The organism is Chitinophaga sp. H8, from assembly GCF_040567655.1.
GTDB lineage: Bacteria > Bacteroidota > Bacteroidia > Chitinophagales > Chitinophagaceae > Chitinophaga > Chitinophaga defluvii.
Window position 1 is genome coordinate 3,196,111 of sequence record NZ_JBEXAC010000001.1, and the last position, 19,179, is coordinate 3,215,289.

Consider the following 19,179-nt stretch of genomic DNA (forward strand, 5'->3'; position numbering starts at 1 on the left):
TAAGGCACCTATTTGTTAGCGTTTATGTATAGAGTACTATGTATTTTCCTGATCAGTATGATGGGGTTAATGCCTGTCAGCAACACTTTCGCACAATCACACCTGAAGCCTGGATTTGATCCGGAAGAATATTATAATTTGCTGAAAATATCTGTCCGGCAGGCAGATACGCCGTGGACAAAGATTAAAAGTGCGCCGCCGGAAAATTGCCACCTGGTATACCGCGCTCCGGAAACCGGCCTGGTAAACCGGTGGGATTTATGGGTGGATGATACACATCAAACGGGGATTATCAGTATCCGCGGTACCAATGGTACGGCTCCCTCCTGGATGGAAAACTTCTATGCCGGTATGATCCCTGCCAAGGGTACTTTACAGCTGGATGATACCACTACTTTTCACTATACAATGTCCAACGATCCCCAGGCTTACGTACATGCAGGATGGACGCTGGGCATGGCTTCCATGGCACCGGATATTGTTTCCCGTATAAAAGCCTGCTATCAGCAGGGGATACACGAATTTATCATTGTAGGGCACAGCCAGGGTGGTGCCATCGCTTTCCTGCTCCGCTCCTATCTGCAATACCTGGATGATCCGGCACTGCCAAAAGATATTGTTTATAAAACCTATTGCAGTGCGGCTCCTAAACCAGGCAATCTGTTCTATGCGTACGACTTTGATTTTATTACCCGCAACGGGTGGGCTTTTCGTGTGGTAAATGCAAAAGACTGGGTACCGGAAACCCCTTTTTCTATTCAGACTACCCGGGATTATAATGCAATCAGCCCCTTTTCCAATGTAAAAAAGGCATTAAAAAAACAACCCTTCATGGCACGTACAGCCCTGGGATATATGTATGGACGCCTGGACCGCGCCACAAAAAGAGCCAGCCGCCGTATGCAAAAAACATTGGGCAAACTGGCTTATCAGCGTGTTAAAAAAGTGATGCCAGGCTATCAGCGTCCTGATTTTGTGGAAAGCCATAACTACATGCCGGCAGGTGCGCCCGTGATTCTATATCCGGATGCTACCTACGACCTGAAATTTCCTTTTGATGGGAAAAATGTTTTTGTACATCACATGTTTGAGCCTTATGCCTACCTGCTGAAAACCATTTACCACCTAAAGGATTAACCGGAAAGTAATTAATCTTCCTTACCGCTTTTTTCCCCTACAAACCAGTGTTCCTTTTCCTTGAAAAGAACATTAAAGGTAGTCAGGGAACCATAGATGCGGGTAATGTACTGCTGCATATTTACCTTATCTGCATCACTCAATACTTTGTGGCTGTTGATGTTCTGCTCCAATACACGCAAACGGTCACGCAGCATAACTATTTTGTGAAAGAAGGTTTCAATAGGTAATTCCTTCGCTTTCAGGTTGGCATCTCCCGGCTGTAATACCAGGGTACCACCTGCCCAGCGATCGCCGATTTTCACCACTTCTGTTACATCTCCCCACAAACGCAGGATCTTCAACAGGGATATTTCCAGGCTGGAAGTAGTTTCTACTTCAGGTGTTACATTCTCTGCCACCAATACCTCGAACAAATGATCGGTTTTGTCAATTTCTTTCAATCCATGATCGATAAACATCACTTTATACTGTGCATACTTCACTCCTATGATCACGCCCGGCCCGTAATGCGCGTGCTGTACCCGCGATCCGATACCCAGTGTTAATTCTTCCATGTGCTTTTTTTTTCAAACATACACATTTTTTCTGCCGGATGCACGCTTTACAGGTTGGAAGCAACCTGTCTGCATCAGGCATGCTTTACATAAAAAAAGACCGCTTCAATACAGAAACGGTCCTTACTAACAGATATATTGCAGGTAAAAGTTAATCTTTCAGCTTATTCAAAAAGAAGGACAATTTAAAAAGCAGCTCATCCTGTAACCCTGCTCTCAACTTGGCTTCCTCATCGGTAATCCCTAACCGGCGCAAACGCTGGTAATACACATAGGAACCTCCTATCAGCTCCAGGCACTCCTGTATCTTCTGTTTTACTTCTGCTTCCTTGCTGCGTTTTTCAAACTCCTTTTTGGAAAGAATCTTGTCAACAAAATAAAAATTGTCTTTGTCTTCCACCCACTTCTGCCCCTCGCGGTGCTGTGGTTTGTACACTTCCAGATAACAGTTATCCAGTTTTAACACATCTCCAAATTCGGCGCGTATATCTATTACCGTAGGCTTTTCTGCGGCCGGGTCCGACAAACGCTTTTTGATGAGATTACTGATCTCAATACCCAACGTATCACTATTCATCAGTATCTGATTCAACTCTGAAAATTCCAGGCTGATAGTGATGCGGGCATATCCCCTTCCGCTTTTAATCTTACCAAACAGGCTGGGCGTAGTTTGTTCATCAAAAACGATGTCTTCCACCTGCACCTTGCTGATGGTTTTATAATTAGGTTTATAACCTTCTTCAATAGGCGTAGCCCTACGGTTTACCTGCTTACTGGTTTCCTGCCGGCGGGTGAACTGGATAAAGTCATCTACAAAACGCAGCTCCTGCTTTTTAAGCTTTGTGTATAACTCATGAGTAGAGTAATTGTTCATTTTACTTAATACCATCAAATCATTCCAGCTGTCAAAATGCTGCATTTTCTTCAACTCATCCAAAACATCTGAAGCCGCCATATTACGACGGTACAATAGTTCCCCTACCAGAAACAGCGAATATTCATGGGCAGGATATCCCAGTTCCGGTAATACATCGTACGGGCTTCTTTTTAATTCACGGGCATGTTCCAGCAACTCAATATCAGACATAACAGGTGATAAAAGATATTTTTTGGCGGCCGACCGCAATTTCTTACTTACGTAGTCCAACAGATGATCATTTACCTGTCCCTGCTGTACAAAATCATGCAGGATTTGTACAAAACGCTTGGAAGCTGGTAAACCAAACTGTGAAAGGATGTCATTTTCCATGTCCAGCACATCCTCAAAACCGGTGTCTTCCTTTGCAGACTTTACCCGCTGCCCAATAAGCCGGTAACGCTGATAATACTCCTGTAATTTCAGTTTAAGCTGATCCATCATATGTATATAATTATTAAATAAATACTTAGTATTTATAAGCTGGTATGTCTGTCAGGCAATAAATTGTCATCCAACATTCATCTTTTGGGTCGGTTAGCTACCAAATAGTTGTTATCCTGGAAAATACGGCACATCCTTTCCAGGTCTTAAAATATCAAGCACCTGATTACCAATAGCTTATAAAATAAATCGTTTAATGGGAGAGTTTGCAAAGTTACGCCTTTTCCTGGCATGTTCCGCATGCTACCAGGAGAAATCTGGCTGGAGGGCTTATAAACTAAAATAGCCGGCACAATGGCCAGCTATCTTAGCTCAAAACAACAATATGGGAGTTGTGTTATAAACGTACTGCTTGCTTTCCGGGCTTTAAAACCACCACCTTCCCATTCCATACAAATCGTCCGCTGATGCCGGGCGGTAAAACCACTTCGCCAGCAATGCCGTCAGATTTGCCTGTGCGCTTCAGCGATACGGTAATAGTACCCGCCGGGTGCGGCATACTGCCGTTGATCTCCGTTAATTCACCAGGAGCAGGACGTACCAAAACTTTAGCAAATCCGGGGGCGTCAGGCATAATGCCACAGATGGTGGCCAGGAAATCATAATTAGGGCTGGCACTCCAGGCATGGCAATCAGAACGGGCAGGTTCCGGCTTTTCTGCAAAGGTGGTCAGCCCGGTCTTTAGCATATTTCTCCACGGGGTCAGCTCTCCATAATACTGATCTGCCATCCCTGCTTTTTTCAACGCCTGGTTCAGATAAAACCGGTAGTAGAAAGTAGCAGGTCCCAGGGTATTATCACTCAGGATTTTATTCATCACCGCCTTGATATCTTTAGCAGGAATCGTATTGGTGAGTATAGCCATAATACCTGCGTGCTGGCTAAAGGCTTTCTTTTCCGGCGTATTAGCCATTTCTTCCCTGCCCTTATCAAAACACTGCTGATAAGTACCATTGCTCAGGGTTGCAGCCAGCTTTTTGTAGTAGGCGCCCTCATATGTTTTTCCAAAGTAGGTAAACAGCTCGGCCGCCTGCTGAAGCGTATATACATACTGCAGGGTGATCACTGATGAATTACCATTGGTAGCTCCTTCGGGCACCCCATCCGCAAACGCATCTGTATAGTCTACAAAGTTCCACCACTTCATAGGTCCCAGCATTTTCTTCTCTTCATCTATTTTTTGTTCGTACCAGTTCAATACGCCGCTTACTGCGGTCAGCAATGGCTTTAAAAAAGCATCGTCCTTCCGGTGCATCCAGTAGTCGTACACCATCGTTACCCAATACAGGGAAAAGGGTGGGATTACCTGGATACGGTTACTGGGATACCGCCCCTGTGTTAATCCTTCCGGTACACGGGAGTGGTAAAAATCCATAATTGCTTTACGCATTAAGCGGTCATCGCCGGTTACATACAAAGAGATGAGCGATTGAATACGGGTATCTCCTTCGTACTGTAATTGCTCATAGTAAGGACAATCGAAATAGGTTTCGCCCGCACAAAGCCGGGCCGTTCTCCAGCCCACCTTCCACAGCTCCTGCATAGAGGCATCATTGCTGGAAAAGCCAGCCACTGCCTTAAACGGATAACCGGTATACTGCCCGTACATATCCGTAATAACCAGGGGCTGATCTGCCGTGGTAATATCCAGTTGCAGGTAGCGATAAGTACGGAACCATAAAGGGCGGAATAAACGGTTGTTGCCACCATCCATTTGAAACACATCATAATTGCCGATGATGTTTTTACCAGTAATTTCATCCCGGTTCCCTTTCTGATTATTTTTATCGAACAGTGCTTCTGCATAAGTCATTTTCACTACTGTACCTTTACCTCCATTTACCAGCAGTTCAGGATAAGCAGTGGTATTAAAGGTCTGATCCAGCAGGATGCTCACAGTTTTATTAGCGGGGATGGTAAGTGGTTTTTTGCCTCCTAAAAAATCGGCATTTACCTCCATGCCTTCAGCCCGCCTTACTGCTGGTATACGTTGTAATGTTTCTTCCATCAGTGGTATAGGACGTGGTACCAGTGTCCATTGATTGTCGGTACCATATCCCAGTGGAGCCGGATTGGCAACTGCCGATGCCGCCTTCCAGGCAACATCGTTATAGCCGGGCTGTTCCCATCCCCAGGGATATCGGGAGCCGTCTATCTGATCACCAGGCCCGATCACCATGTAGGCCCGCAGGCGCTGCATGTTGTCTGTAGAACAGGGGGTGTAGGATTGGTTCACCATCACCTTCCAGGTACCATTGGTATTCACTAACTGCTCAGCTTCGCTATCTCCCTGCAATACAAAAGCCGTTTGATTGGAGATTTGCGCCACGGGCGCATACACCCCCATATTCCATACCAGGGCAGCAATCACATTCTCACCTGCTTTTAAATAAGGCGCCAGGTCTACAGATTCAAAATACCAGTTATACAGATCTCCCCGCGCTGGTCCGCTACATACAGGTGTACCGTTTACAAACAACCGGTAGCGGTTATCTCCTGTTACATGTACCAGAAATTTACCTGGTTTACTGGTCAGGGAAAATGTCTTTCTGAAATGGAATACCCCATAATCTCTGAGGGGTACATCCGGGCAGGTCACCCAATTGGCAGGCCAATGCCCCTGCAATAAAGCCGGGTTCATCTTTACATCCTGTGCACAAAGGCTACCCATAAAAAAGAGGCAAATCAACGTGGCTCCTAATAGTCTTCTCATCATAACTTACAATTGCTAACAAGTATTTCTCAACAGGTATAACGGTAATGCCTGTTGTCCGGCATTTGGTTTACACAGGTAAAGGTATTACCTGTTTTGTCTAAAGCTGGTTTCCGGCCTGAATTTAGGAGAGAATGGCTAAAAAGGTGTCCTATGGTGTCTTGCGCTTAAGGTTTTATGAGCTGAACAATTCTTATTGCGGAGCAGATCAGCTAACCTCAAAGTGCCTTTCGCTGAAAGACGCTTTGAGGTGACTGATTTATACTAATACACTTTTTTCCTTTAAGGTAGACATCGCGGTAAGCCCTGCTGTATTTTTCTGGCTACCAGGAAAACAAATACTGATCAGCCAGCCGGTCACAAAGCAGATAATCAATCCTGTAAATGCATATAGAAGGAAATTCAGCGGGGTGTATTTATTAATAAAGTATTGGCCGATTCCACTCACCAGCAGGCCGCCGATAGCTCCCGCAGCATTGGCCCGCTTAGTAAAAATGCCCAGCAGGAATACACCACCTATTCCCCCTGTAAACAAGCCCAGAATGGTATTAAACTGGTCCCATAAAGAAACTACGCCCCTGTGGGCCATAAATAATGCCAGGCCGGTAGACAGCATACCAACCAGGGCTGTGGTTACTTTGGCAGCCCGCAAATACCTGAGATCTGTTTTTTGCGTGAACAGCACCTTATAAAAATCAGTGATAAAAGCAGTAGATACAGAGTTAAGACTACTGCTCAGGGTAGACATGGCAGCGGCAAAAATTCCGGCTATCAGTAAACCCGTTACCCCTACCGGCAATTCACTTACAATATACCAGGGAAATATCGAGTCCTGCTTATCCAGACTAATATTCACTTTTCCCGGGTGATAATAATAAAACAGGTATAATAAAGTCCCAATGCTCAGGAAAATAAGTCCGGCTGGAATAGTGATCCATGCACCAATACGGGCGCTTTGTTTAGCAGTGGCCTCATCTTTTGTGGTAAGATAACGTTGTACGGTGGTCTGATCGCTGCTGAACAGGATAAAATTGAGTGTCCATCCTCCTATGAACACTACCCAAAAATTAGGTGTGCTTAAATCGAAAGTGCCATCAAACATCCTGAATTTTCCATTGTCTGTAATATGCTGATAAATGGTTGCAGCATCCGCCGGTAATTTTGTGGGTATATAAAGTACACACAGGAAAGCTCCCCCCAGCAATACAAATACCTGAATTACATCTGTCCAGATTACCGCCTTGATACCTCCTTTAAATGTATAGAATACAGTGACCACGCCCATCAATAAAATGCAAACATTTACATCTATTCCCGTAATAACTGTCAGCGCTATACTGGGCAATAACAATACAATAGCCAATCGTCCCAGTTGCAGCACGATATATAAAAGCGATGCAATAAATCTTACCTTATAATTAAACCGTTTATCGAGATATTCATAAGCAGAGGTGATATTGAGGCGCCGGTAAAAGGGAATGAAATACCTGTTTACCAGTGGTACTACCAATATCACAGACATCATCAGAAAAAAATAGTTCCAGTTAGTAGCGTATGTTTTAGCCGGTACTGACATAAAGGTAATAGCACTTAAATGTGAGCCAAGGATACTTACTCCTACTGCCCATCCCGGCACCTTACCACCGCCTTTAAAATAATCTGCGGTGGATTGCTGTTTGCCTGCAAATGCCAACCCTATAAAAACTGTAAACAACAAGTATGCTGCCAGCACTGCGTAATCCCAGATGGAAAAAAAACCGGGATATACAATGGTCCCTTTGTACAGCGTAAAACCACCCTGCTCATTTTGGCTGGCTAACCAGAGCTGTCCCTCATCTTTTAAGAGATAGTTCCGACCGCTCATAAAACGGGAGCTGCCAGCAATACTCATACGCTTTGTAATCGTATTATACATCCATAACTGCCGGTAACTGCTATCAGATACTGCCAGAGATCCCGGAGCAAAAAGCAGGTAAGTACTGCCGGTAGCGATACCTGATAAAGGCGCAGCGGGCAATAATCCTGCATCATCTCTCAAAGGTGCAACTGTCCAGATACCTTTGCTCAGATCATATATCATCATATTCCTGCCGGGCTGCTCTCCCAACACATATATACAAGGATATTCACCATTCGATTGTACGAGCAATTGCGGGTAAATGCTGGGCACTGGCATCGGGGGCATCGGCTTCCAGGCATCCGGCTGCTGCAGGTCCAGCATATACATGCCATCAGCAGGGCCCGTTGTGGTTGTACCTCCTGCTACATACACCTTGTTTTCGTACAGTAATACGCCCGGTTTTTTTAGTACTACAGGCAGAGCCGGTAATGTCTCCTTCTTCCATTCCTGCCGCGCAGTATTCCAGCGCAGCAAGGATACCGTAGTTTGTAAACCAGCCTCGCTTTCGCCACCTGCACATACGATGCGCAGTTCATCGAATCCAATGCCTGCCTTCAGGCTATCCGCAGCCAGGAGTTGTTTTAAGATATCCAATTGCCTTACTGTTACAGCAGTATTTACTTCCCAGGTAATCTTGTTATAAGGAAGGGGTTCATGTGCATAGGAAGGCAAGAAGAACAGGCATATACATAATATCCCCAACAAAAGTGCTTTATTCATCCTGTTGTTTTTAAAGTGCAGTTTATATCCTTGATACTACCAGCTGGTCCAGCCACCATCTACCAGAAGGTTATGGCCGGTAACATATGCCGCAGCATCTGATGCCAGAAACACTACCGGCCCTTTAATATCATCATCCGTTGCAAACCTGCCTAATGGCGTGAGCCGTTTATAATTAGTTACAAATTCATTTTCCCCAATACTTGCCGCAATACCCGGACCATACCCACCCGGACTGATACAGTTTGCCCTGATATTAAACTGCCCATAATAATTAGCCAGCCATTTTGTGAAGCCCACCATCCCCCATTTATCGTAAGTGTAATTCACCGGGCTGGTCATCCCTGTGTTGCCATATACTTTAAAGTTTGGCCCCACAGTTCCCTGGATAGACCCTATATTGATAATACTGCCTGACTGCTGCATACACATCTGTTTTATTACAGCCTGTGTAATCAGCATCATTCCGGTAGCATTAATCTGTTGTGCGCCTTCCCATTCTGCTTTAGTAATATCATCCAGGTTTTTAAACCCTTCCCTCGAAACGGCGTTATTCACCAATACATCGATCCTGCCGTAGCTATTTAATACCTGCGCAGTAAAATCTTTCACGGACTGTTCATTACCCAGGTCCAGCTGCATACCTGCCGCCTGCAGATGCTGTGCCCGTAAATCGGCCGCATATGCTTCACAAGCTGCTACATCGCGGCTGGCCAGTATTACTGTTGCTCCGCACTCAGCCAGTGCCAGGGAAACAGGCTTGCCATAATAACCAGCACCACCTGTTACTATTGCTATTTTGCCATCCAGGCGGAACATATTTGTTGTGTGCATCCAGATATTATTTAAAAGTTCTGACTAGGGCAACCATACACCAGGAGTGAGTATGTCTTCCTGTATATCCCTGAATATGTTTTCAATAGATTCTGTTATTTCAATGGGCAAAGCCGCCTCCTTTAACCAGTCAACATTTTGCTGTACCTGCCGGCTATTTACAGCTCCGAAAACAAGACTACTCACTCCTGGCATATCACGTATATAGGTAAATGCCAGCGCTGCTACACTCCGGTTTGCTTTTACTGCCAGTTCCTGTAGCAGCCGGAGGTAAGGCCTTGCCCCTGTCAGTGTGCCGGATAAACTATCCGGGTCCATAAAAAACAATCCCTGCAAGAATATGCTTCGGGCAAATACCAACCTGCCAGCTGCTGCCAGCTGTTTAAACATTCCGTTATGTACCAGTCGCTGATCAAAAATATTCACAGGCACCTGTAACGCGGTAATGTTATCATATGCCAGTACCTGGTTTACTTCCTGAGGGTAATAAACAGAAATGCCCCCGGTATCGATCAACCCAAGTTCCTGCAGCTCGGTAAGGATGGAAGGTAGGATCCTCAGCACCTGTTCTACCGGCTGGTCTTTTCCCTTATGGAATAAACAACAGGGGATTTGCGGTATTTTCAACATTGCCAGGGAAGCACGTACACTTGCGATCACTTCTTCCCGGGCAGCTTTGACATTGCCTAAATGGTGATCACTGATCCTGAATTTAGTGACAATCTGAGGGGATGATGTTGCCCCGAAACCAGCGCACCATGTTCCCAGCAATTGTTCCGCATTTCCGTAATGTGGCGAAGTATCCAGGGTATTGATACCTGCCGCCATGGCCATCTTCAAAATACCAAAACTCTCTTCTCCGGAAGGCTGCCCACTATTGTTGGAAATTCCGTAGTCCATCCCAAGTTGTACCGTTCCCAATGTGAGCCGCGATACCTTCATCCCGTTAAAACTTACATATTGCATAACACAGGAATTAAATCATTACTGTACCGCGTATACGGTGTTGGTTCTGGTACCAGGTTTTATTTCTCCGCTGATATAAATCCACTTATTTTCCCAATAGGTTACAGGGAGAGTAACCCTTGCTGATATGTTGATCATAGTACTATCATACTTCCAGCTATCTTTCTCCGGATAATAGCGCAGTACACTCCGGGTGATACCCGGGTGCGTTGCAGGGGTTTCATACAATGCAGTAACAGCGTCGACTCCTCCCCATAATAACAGACTACCATCCTGCAATACCGGTAATGGACTTGCACCCGCCGACGCTCCCCTGGGCATGGGCCCCAGCTGTTGCCAGGTACCGGACCATTTGTTATCCGACCACACCGGCGTAAAACAATAAGCATCCTGTAAAATATGCCGGAAGCTCCCGTGCTTCGCATTCTTTCCTGTATTTTCCCCGCTGAAAAGATAGAACTTCCCATTATACACCCCACATACCGGCAACAGCCTTTGCGGGCCAGGGCAGGATGGTAATTCAAACCAGCCATTGGCAGGATTCACGAGGTCCAATGCATACATTTCAGACAACGGAGGCCCTGTAATACTACTGTTTCCACCTGCCACTATCAATAAACTTCCGGTAAGCGCACCAGCCATATTGGCCAATGGTACCGGTAAATCGGGGTAACGGGTCTGGCTTAACTGCTGATGCTCCCAGCTAAACCCGATTACCTGACGGGAGTAACTATCCGGTGAGCTTCCGCCCACAATAATCATCTGGTTGCCATAATTAACGGCTATCCCATATGCCAGCGGCAATGGCAATTTTTCTTTTAATAGTACCCATCCTTTTCCCTTTTCCAATCTGTAGATATTATCATACCATTTCTTTTTGCCTCCTTCCCATGGCCGTTTTCCCGGAAAATTAGCCCCTCCCATACAAAAAAGCGTTCCATTACTTACGCCTGCAAACATCCCTGCCCATCCCTCTCCGGGTAATGCAGGTAATGTTGTCCACGTAAGTTTATCCTGTGCCTGTGTTTGAGTACCATTCATCATAACATGACCCAATAATAAAATTCCAGTTAACAATATTTTAAGCCTGTCCGGTATCATATTCATTTTTCATTTTGATCCCATTGAATATTAATGCGCATCACAGCACCCGGCCCCGGCTCTGCATATCCCCCGGTAACAATGATTGTCTTTTGCGGGCCTTCCCCTTGAAGCAGCATTACATTACTAGTTAAAGGTAATCCCGTATCAATAGCATACAACCATGTTCCATCAGGCGCCAACACCTGCACCGCCTGCATACCGTAATGGGCTACCAACAAATACCCCTCCTCATCTAATTCCAAACCATCCGGCAGATTGTCTATCATCTTTCCGGATGGGTGTACGGGTAAGGTTGCCCATACCTCTGCAGGACCAGCCGCCACCCCGGGTGTAGCAAGCGGAATCTGTAAAATACGGTTACGATAACTTTCCGCAACAAACAGGGAACGCTGATCATGAGACAGTACCAGCCCATTCGGAAAATCTATATCCTGTGCTACTATCTCTTGATGACCATCTATGCCGATAAAGAAAACGTTTCCTCTTTCACGAACAGCATCCGTAAAATAAATACCTGCTCCAGCCTGGAAAACAAGATCACAGGCTGCATGCACTTTGTGTCCTGCACAACTTCCCATCAGCTCATGTTTTACAAACCTGCCATCCGGATCAAACCGATGAATACTGCCGGATTTACTATCACATACCAGGTGGTCTCCATCCGGTAATATCACCTGGCCATTAGGACGCTCCCCCTTTGCCCATGTGATCATTTGGCCAGTAGTATCCATTTTTATTATACTGCCGCCAGCAAGTGTGGTAAAAAAAAGATTACCCGCTGCATCCAGCACAGGCCCCTCTGTATAAAACGGTAATACTGCCAGTTGTGCTGTTACTATATTGGCTGGTATTGCTTTCACTAAGTTTCTTTTATATTTCTTCAAAAGGAAACATGGGCTTACGCCGGTGCTTATAATCAAATAAGGTCATATTAGCTTGTGTAACACCCGGAGTATCTACCTGCATGATAGTAGGGCAAACCGAACTATAAGCCGCAACCGGGGCATTCACTCCTTTTGCCACCACGATATCAAATGCAGCAGGTGCTACACCAAATGCAGTGAGCTGTTGCAAGCTGAAAGGCGGTACACGCAAGGAAGTCAGCATCACCATATTTCCATTGGCAGTTGTTACAATGGCTATCTTTCCCATATCATAATTCACCTGCCCTCCATGTCGGGGTGTAGTTTCCTTAAAATCGCCATCACACAACTGCTGTAATACAACCCGGGTAGAAAAAGCTGCTCCCTGTCTGCTGCAATTACCTCCAAAGGATAAATCAAAAGTATCTTTTGGATTAAAAGTGGATGCTATTGCCACTGCAGCCGGATCATAGATACAAATAAAAGTACGGTACCTGCAATCCTCTTCTATAGCCTCCAGCAAAATAGTGCTATTGCCTGGTGATCCCCCACCTACATTGTCGCCCATATCCAGCATCAGGACCGGCTTTTCGGCAGCAGCTACCAATGGCAACAAGTCACCGACCGACTGGCGATTGCCTGTGAATAATGCTTTATGCTCCCGCATATAGGAAGTTAACTCTCCAATTGCGTCTTCTCCCAAAGCAGGTGCATTGTCGGTTACCACAATAAAAGCGCTCCCCATTTCGGCTACATCTGCATACGGGAATCCCAGGATCACACTCACTGATAAGATTCCTGCCCGCTGGTTGATTGCTTTTGCCAGCTGATACAAGCTCACACAAGGTTCCTGCATTGTATATTGCTGTTCCATACTGATAGCCAGTGGTAACATCCCCAGATATTGCACGGGTTTTATTTTTCCCTGCAAGCACTGCAACAGCAACCGGGCAGCTGCTCTGCCTGTTTCCCGCTGATCAATATGAGGATTGGTTTTATAGGCTACCAATGCATCCGTGGCAGCTATCATAGCCGGGCTTACATTGGCATGAGGATCAAGGGTTCCTATAATGGGGATCAGCGGACCCACCATTTCCCGCAACAACGAGAGCCAATGTCCATCCATATCCGGATAGTCCTCACTTACAGCAGCACCATGCGGCACTACCAGGCAACCATCAACTGGTAATACTTCCTGCAATGCCGCCAGCATTTCTGTTAGCAATGACTGATATGTTTCGGCGGCAATAATACCTCCGGGCGTAGCGGTAGCATAAAAGACCGGTACCAATTCAATAGCCTCCTGCTCCAGCACTTCCATCATCCCTCCAATTTCATGAAAGGCATCCCGGTATTCGTGCAGGATATCTTTTCCCTTCAGCAGTCGTGCCTGCTCAAAATTAATCCGTGTAACTGGCGTATTAATGAATGTATTCGATTCATGATAAATCCCCAGCAAAGCAATCCGCTTAGTCATCGTCCTTTACTTTTTAACATATGCCACCACATCCGTTTCAAACTTCAGCAGCTCCCCCAGGCAACCTATCAATGTTGTTCTTGCGGGAAACGGTTCACTAAAGTATTCCCGGTATATTGCATTGAAAGCTGCCAGATCTTCCTGTTTGCCTACATAGTTCCTTACCTGCACCACATCTTCCAGGCTACAGCCAGCTGCAGCGAGTATCGTCTTCACATTTTCAAAGGAACGTCTGCATTCTTCTTCAAAGGTTCCCTTGATAATGTTTCCTTCTTTGTCTACTGAAGCCTGTCCGGATACAAATAAATAGTCGCCCGCCAGTATTGCCGGAGAAAAAGGCAAGGGGCTTGCAGGTACATGTGCACCTTTTATTACGATCTTGTTTTTCATCTTTATGCATTTAATTGCTGATAAAGCGGTGTATGTACCCTTTTTACAGCACGCCATATTTTTCGTAAGCCGCCGTTGCCTTCATGCCTTCCCTGATGGCATCCCGGGTGATATTTTCTGCCTGCACTTTCTCCAGTGCTTTCCGGATCACTTCTTCCTCGATATGTGCTGGTATCACTACCAGACCATCTTCATCAGCAAACACTAAGTCGTTGGGAGCAAATACTACTCCATCTATTACCACTTTTACATCTACGTCTACCACCCGCTGCCGGTGCAAACTATCATACGGGCTTTTATCCGTTGCCAGCACCGGGAACTGCATCGCACGCATTTTTTCTATGTCTCTGACAGCACCATGTACGATAGCACCACAGCAACCACTATTCATGGCAGCCGTTGATAATAATTCTCCCCAGATACCGGAACGCCGGGAGCCGCCCGCAGCACAGATCAGGATATCGCCTGACCTGCAGCTATCTACGGCCTCCAATTCCAGCTCATACGGATGTTTATCTTCATCATACATATCTGCCCACAAGGTGGTTTTACAACGTCCTGCCAGCTTGGCAATCCCTGTATAAGCCTGAAAAGGAATACTTACCGCCTGTTGCCTGAATCCCATACTATCTAATGCATCTGCTATAACTGCCACATATAATAGCTCTTTTAATTGATCCAATGGAAGCATATACTTTGTTTAATGATTATCAATAGCCGGTAATTGTTGTACAGCAAACCTGTCCAGTTTATTTACCATTTCCAGTATTTCCTCATCACTCCAGGGTAATTTTCCTGGTAATAAAGGCGGTTTGGGATCACCTATATCAATTCCATGTTTTACTATCATCGCTCTTCTGAAGAATGACCATACTACCGGAAGGATCTGTTCTATCAGGTGTTGCAATTCAAGCATAAAAGTGCTGGCCTCCATCACCTGCCCATCCAGGAAACTACGGCGTATATACTTGCAGGTACTGCCTATCAGATTATAAGTAGTACCTATAGCACCCGCCGTACCACACAATGCTGCATGACAAAGTAACTCATCCGCACCACTGAACAATTTCCAGTTATTACCGGCGCGGAGATGGATACTACTGATTTCCAGGAGATTTTGTGTTGTCAGTTTCATTCCATATACATTCGGAATTTCCAGCAGTACTTTTATCAACTCTTCATTACCTGCTGTCACCTTACCTATCTGATAAGGAAAGAAGGGCAAGTCTGTAGCCAATGCAATACGGCTATAATGCTGGATAGCCATTTTTTCCGATGCTCCGTAATAAATAGGCCCCACTGCAGAAATACCATCCGCTCCCTTTTGCGCTGCGTGCTTAGCCAGACGAACAGATTCATCTGTATTCAAAGCACCTACCTGTACCATTACCGGTAATCTTTTGTTTACGATTTCCAGGGTCGCTTCTGTAACATGCATACGCTGCGCTTCACTGAACAAAAATCCCTGTCCTGTAGAACCCAGCAGATAAAGCCCGTCTACCTGTTCTTTGACCAGTAATTCTATTAGCTTTTCCAGTTCAGTCGTGTTTAACGTGCCTGCTTCATTTACTGGTGTGAACATAGCAGGCCAAACTCCCTGAAACTGTTCTTCCTTGTTTTTACTGCCCATATTTGCTTTTTTTAAAATTGTATAAGTATTTCTTTAAGTGCTTTTATTCCATCCAGTTGCTGCAATTGCGGCAATCCGAAATGTTTTTCTACAGCAGCCATATCTTTAAAGCCACTGCCAGTAACCAGACAAACCACCGTATCCGTTGCTGTTATTTTCTTTTCCTTTAATGCAGCTTCCACACCAGCCAATGCTACTGCCCCTGCCGGCTCACAAAAAATACCTTCTCTGGAAGCCAACTGCTGCTGCCAGGAAAATACTGCAGCATCGGTGACCACATAGCCGTTACCATTTAACTGGCGGCAGGCGGTAATTACCTCATTACCATCCAGTATACCAGGTACCTGCAGCCCACTGATAGCAGTAGTGGCACTCCTGATAGCAGTAGCCTTTAGCTCCTGGTTTCTTAATGCTCCTGCAATCGTATTATTACCTTCCGGCTGTACACAGTTCACAGCAGGCAAATGAGGCAACTGGTATTTATTACCGTATGCCATTACACCAAGGGCAACTGCCAGGGTGAGCCCACCACCACCTGCTGGTGAAAAAATATGCGCAGGAGGCTGCTGCATTTCTTCCAGCAATTCGTAAGCAATTGTTTGTACCCCCTGCATGCCTGCTTCACAGTACCGATAAGCACTTACCGGCAAGGGAATACCTTTTTCAGCAGCTAACCTTTCCAGCATTTCAAACAGTCCGGATGTTACTTGCGGGTCTATTCCAAAATCCTTTACCATATATGCTATCGCACCATACAATTGCATCTGCCGGACTTTAGGTAATGGGGCACCATCTACGATGGCTAATGCGCAGGTAATCCCTGCAGCGGCACTATAAGCCGCCAATGCAGCACCGGTATTCCCGCTGGAAGTAGCCACACATAAACGCTGCTGCATACTATTGAGCAGGCTGATAAATACCGCAGCAAACCTGTCTTTGTAAGAACCCGTAGGATTCAGGTTTTCCAGTTTAAAATATAACGATGGCAATCCCAGGGCCGGACCTATTGATCTTGATTTCACCAATGGCGTATGTCCTTCACCCAGCATTACCCGGTATGCTTCCGGAATAGCAGGAAGCAGGTCGCCGTATGTCCAGATACTTTTCAAAACTCTTCAGGGAATTGTAGTTTTTTAATAGCATAATCGTTGAAATTATGCTTGAACCCACCATCTACCAACAGTGTAGTGCCGGTAATATATGATGCCTCTGCTGAGCTTAACCAGTAAACAGCATTGGCAACTTCCTGCGCCGTGCCGCCACGGCCCAGCGGCGTTAATCCCTGCAGGTGTGCAGTCATCGCATTGCTAACGTTTTTACCTGTTGCATCCACATAGTCATTGCTCATCTCTGTATCAATATAACCAGGACAAATACCGGTAACGCGGATATTACTCCTGCCATAGGTAACGGCCAGTTCATATGTAAGACTCTCCATCCCTCCCTTAGCGGCAATGTAAGCAGGGCTATTACCTGCTGCCCTTTCTGACATGACGCTCGATATATTGATGATAGCGCCACCTGTCTTACGCGCTTCCATGGCAGCCGCACACCACTTAGCCAAAAATGCAGGAGCGGTAAGGCATACCCGTAAGGTCTGTTCCCATGTATTTATTTCCAGCGTGCGCATCGTACCTATCGTTCTCCAGGCAGCATTGTTTACTAATACATCAATGCGGTTCCAATGTTCTATAGTTTTCGCTGTAATACTTTTCAGATAACTCGTATCCGCCAGATCTCCTATCGACAACAAACATTCACTGTTGTATTTTTCTTCCAGCAGTGTTTTTAATTGCTGTAGTGCCTCCTTATCCTGACCAGCCAGTACAAGCCGGTAGCCGGCAGCTGCAAACCGTTCGGCAACAGCCCGCCCAATCCCCCGGGACGCCCCTGTGATGATCACCACTTTTTTAAGTTCCATGTATTACAACTTTTCCCGGTTTCAGAATAGGAAGTATGCCACCCAGGGCATCTCCCCTTTTAACATGCACCACTGCACGCAACATAAATACCAACCCATCCATATCAGCCAATACAACTGCCTCCTCCCCGTATGGTGACAAAACATGTCCCCATACGTCGTCTTTCTTCACCTGTTTTCCCAAGGCTACCTGCGGTACAAATATGCCTGCTGACGGTGCTGGTAGCTTAGCCTGCAAGTGCCCGCTGTTGATTATAAAGTCTTCTACCCAATAGGATACCTCCGTCTCCTCTCCACCGCTGTCTGTTGTCATTCCTAACATCCGCAGCACATTTCTGCAGCCCTTTACATAGGCATCTATTACTTGCGGCCGGATACCGGTGCCGCCTCCATATTCAACATAAATAGCCGGTACCTGTGCATCTCTTGCCACAGAAAGTGTTCTGCCTGCTGCATAATGATCAGTACCCCATATTACCGGCAACCCGAAGGCATATGCCATCTTTTGCTGACTTTTCAATATTGTTTCTACAGGGTGCAACATATAGCCGCACAAAGGATATAAATCATATAGTATTCCACCGGTATGCATGTCAATAAAGTAATCCGCCGTATGAATTAATTTACTGATAGCATCAGCACTCCGCGCTGTAGGGGTCCCCTCCGCATCTCCGGGACAAATGCGTGCCAGGTCTTTTCCATCACTGCCGTACCTCGTACCAGCTACAAATGCACTCGTGTTTACGACCGGAACAAGCGTTACCTTCCCCACCAGTAACCCAGCAGACAGTTGCTGCAATAATTCCCTGACTGCCAGCATGGGTTCAAATTCATCCCCATGCACTCCTGCCGCAATGAGCACATGCGGGCCTGGCTGTTCAGCAGTAATTGCATAGGCATTAAATGGGTCACTTAATATTTTCATGAATATTTGCTGAACAGGTGAATGATGCCGGATCAAAAATTTCCAGCTCTTTGAAAATCAACCGGGCCATTTCCAGATGCCCTGTCCCATTAGGATGCAATGGATCTTTCAACCAGGTACTCCGGATATCATGCTGCGCTGCCATTGCTGTCCAATACTCCCATTGATCAATCAGAATCACATTTTGTTCCTCTGCCACCGTTTGAATAATCTTAATATAATCGGGCAGAGTAGCCCGTTCCGGGGCATCCTGTATCCGGATAATGTTAGGCGTTTGCAACAATGGAATGGCTTTCAGTTCACGGATTTTAGTCACCAACAGTTGCAGGTTCTTCCTGAAATCATCCGGTGCTACCCGCCTGTCGGAAGCACAGTCATTGGTTCCGATCATCAGGGATACCACCGCAGGTTTGAATTGCGCTACCCGCCAGTCAAAATCCGGCAATACATTAGCGGTAGTATTTCCACTCACGCCTGTATTAATCACAAAATCCCGTACTCTTGACAGCTCCCATCTGATACGCTCTGAAAACACTTCCTGGTAAGACCGGAAGCCATTTGTATGCTTAGCCCCCTGTGTTATGCTATCACCAGTAAATACCCAGATCAAAGGAGCTTTAGCTTTAAGCATCCCTTGCAGTTGCCCGAACTCATGCTTCCGTTTATTGAAAGGTCTGATCAT

At 45.9% G+C, this 19,179-nt stretch carries 17 protein-coding genes; 1 reads left to right on the top strand and 16 read right to left on the bottom strand.

Features of this window, described 5'->3' with window-relative positions:
* Window positions 1-24 precede the first annotated feature (24 nt).
* Complete coding sequence (locus ABR189_RS12150) at window positions 25-1,137, top strand: lipase family protein (RefSeq protein ID WP_354660765.1); 1,113 nt, start codon at window positions 25-27, stop codon at window positions 1,135-1,137.
* Window positions 1,138-1,148: 11 nt separating this feature from the next.
* Here ABR189_RS12150 and ABR189_RS12155 read toward each other — a convergent pair whose 3' ends face one another.
* From ABR189_RS12155 to ABR189_RS12230, 16 genes are all read right to left on the bottom strand, one after another.
* Window positions 1,149-1,694: a DUF8685 domain-containing protein gene (locus ABR189_RS12155; protein WP_354660766.1), complete on the bottom strand. Its 546-nt coding sequence runs from the start codon at window positions 1,692-1,694 to the stop codon at window positions 1,149-1,151.
* 151 nt (window positions 1,695-1,845) lie between these two features.
* A complete protein-coding gene (locus ABR189_RS12160; protein ID WP_354660767.1) occupies window positions 1,846-3,054 on the bottom strand; it encodes a hypothetical protein in 1,209 nt (402 codons plus the stop codon).
* Window positions 3,055-3,391: 337 nt separating this feature from the next.
* A complete protein-coding gene (locus ABR189_RS12165; RefSeq protein ID WP_354660768.1) occupies window positions 3,392-5,770 on the bottom strand; it encodes an alpha-L-rhamnosidase-related protein in 2,379 nt (792 codons plus the stop codon).
* Between the two features lie 256 nt (window positions 5,771-6,026).
* Window positions 6,027-8,387 carry a sodium:solute symporter gene (locus ABR189_RS12170; protein ID WP_354660769.1) on the bottom strand — a complete coding sequence of 787 codons (2,361 nt, stop codon included), beginning with the start codon at window positions 8,385-8,387 and terminating at the stop codon, window positions 6,027-6,029.
* Window positions 8,388-8,423: 36 nt separating this feature from the next.
* Entirely contained in the window at window positions 8,424-9,221 is a 798-nt protein-coding gene (locus ABR189_RS12175) for an SDR family NAD(P)-dependent oxidoreductase (protein WP_354660770.1), read from the bottom strand.
* Window positions 9,222-9,245: 24 nt separating this feature from the next.
* Complete coding sequence (locus ABR189_RS12180; RefSeq protein ID WP_354660771.1) at window positions 9,246-10,187, bottom strand: aldo/keto reductase; 942 nt, start codon at window positions 10,185-10,187, stop codon at window positions 9,246-9,248.
* Between the two features lie 18 nt (window positions 10,188-10,205).
* Window positions 10,206-11,231, bottom strand: a complete 1,026-nt coding sequence (locus tag ABR189_RS12185; RefSeq protein ID WP_354660772.1) for a hypothetical protein — start codon at window positions 11,229-11,231, stop codon at window positions 10,206-10,208.
* A gap of 59 nt (window positions 11,232-11,290) precedes the next feature.
* Window positions 11,291-12,151: an SMP-30/gluconolactonase/LRE family protein gene (locus ABR189_RS12190; RefSeq protein WP_354660773.1), complete on the bottom strand. Its 861-nt coding sequence runs from the start codon at window positions 12,149-12,151 to the stop codon at window positions 11,291-11,293.
* Window positions 12,152-12,161: 10 nt separating this feature from the next.
* Window positions 12,162-13,631, bottom strand: coding sequence for a M81 family metallopeptidase (locus ABR189_RS12195; RefSeq protein WP_354660774.1), 1,470 nt, complete (start codon window positions 13,629-13,631; stop codon window positions 12,162-12,164).
* A gap of 6 nt (window positions 13,632-13,637) precedes the next feature.
* Window positions 13,638-14,021, bottom strand: a complete 384-nt coding sequence (locus tag ABR189_RS12200; protein WP_354660775.1) for a RidA family protein — start codon at window positions 14,019-14,021, stop codon at window positions 13,638-13,640.
* 43 nt (window positions 14,022-14,064) lie between these two features.
* Complete coding sequence (locus tag ABR189_RS12205; RefSeq protein ID WP_354660776.1) at window positions 14,065-14,712, bottom strand: RraA family protein; 648 nt, start codon at window positions 14,710-14,712, stop codon at window positions 14,065-14,067.
* A 9-nt stretch (window positions 14,713-14,721) separates the two neighbouring features.
* The gene (locus ABR189_RS12210; protein WP_354660777.1) at window positions 14,722-15,651 is read right to left on the bottom strand and encodes a dihydrodipicolinate synthase family protein; all 930 of its coding nucleotides are present in this window, start codon (window positions 15,649-15,651) and stop codon (window positions 14,722-14,724) included.
* Between the two features lie 11 nt (window positions 15,652-15,662).
* The gene (locus ABR189_RS12215) at window positions 15,663-16,760 is read right to left on the bottom strand and encodes a threonine synthase (protein ID WP_354660778.1); all 1,098 of its coding nucleotides are present in this window, start codon (window positions 16,758-16,760) and stop codon (window positions 15,663-15,665) included.
* Window positions 16,757-17,572, bottom strand: a complete 816-nt coding sequence (locus ABR189_RS12220) for an SDR family NAD(P)-dependent oxidoreductase (protein ID WP_354660779.1) — start codon at window positions 17,570-17,572, stop codon at window positions 16,757-16,759. The genes ABR189_RS12215 and ABR189_RS12220 overlap by 4 nt, the downstream gene beginning before the upstream one ends.
* Window positions 17,562-18,497: a succinylglutamate desuccinylase/aspartoacylase family protein gene (locus tag ABR189_RS12225; protein WP_354660780.1), complete on the bottom strand. Its 936-nt coding sequence runs from the start codon at window positions 18,495-18,497 to the stop codon at window positions 17,562-17,564. Before ABR189_RS12225 ends, ABR189_RS12220 begins: the two co-directional genes overlap by 11 nt.
* Window positions 18,481-19,179: an SGNH/GDSL hydrolase family protein gene (locus ABR189_RS12230; protein WP_354660782.1), complete on the bottom strand. Its 699-nt coding sequence runs from the start codon at window positions 19,177-19,179 to the stop codon at window positions 18,481-18,483. Before ABR189_RS12230 ends, ABR189_RS12225 begins: the two co-directional genes overlap by 17 nt.